The sequence below is a fragment of the Streptomyces sp. SID13726 genome (genome assembly GCF_010548375.1).
Taxonomy (GTDB): Bacteria; Actinomycetota; Actinomycetes; order Streptomycetales; family Streptomycetaceae; genus Streptomyces.
This window is the reverse complement of the sequence record NZ_JAAGLY010000348.1, coordinates 1-473: the sequence shown is the minus strand read 5'-3', so window position 1 is coordinate 473 and position 473 is coordinate 1. Positions and strand designations below refer to the sequence as shown.

General features: G+C 75.5%; 1 protein-coding gene. It reads left to right on the top strand.

The genetic code is table 11. The features are described from left to right. Positions 1-473 (top strand): VWA domain-containing protein (locus tag G3I78_RS48010; RefSeq protein WP_203616530.1); only part of this gene is annotated, 473 nt, incomplete at both ends.

The following is a 473-nucleotide window of genomic DNA, read 5'->3' as shown; positions in this document are numbered from 1 at the left end:
GCACCCGGCTGAGCGCCCTCGCGCTCACCGCGGCCCTCGCACTGGCGCCGTCGCTGGTGCTGCCGACGGCGTCGGCGGCTCCCGGGACGGTACCCGTCGTCGCCGAGGACGCGAGCGGCCTCAGCGTGCAGGGTGAGGAGGCCTTCGCCGACCTCTCCTCCTGCCTCGCCACGAACGGGTCGCTGCTCGCGACGATCGTGGTCGACGAGTCGGGCAGCCTCCGGCAGACCGACCCCGAGGACCAGCGCGTGGGCGGGGTCGAGGCGGCGATCGACGCGCTGGTCGCGCTCGAGAGCTCGAACGGCGGCGCCGTGGACGTCGAGGCGAACCTCGCCGTCTTCAGCGACGAGTACACCGAGCTCGTCGGGTGGGGCTCGCCCACCGGCGCTCACGGAGACGCGCTGCTCGACGCCACGGCGACCGACCTCCCCTGGCGCGACCGAGGGGCCGTCGCCGACTACCGGGCGGCGCTC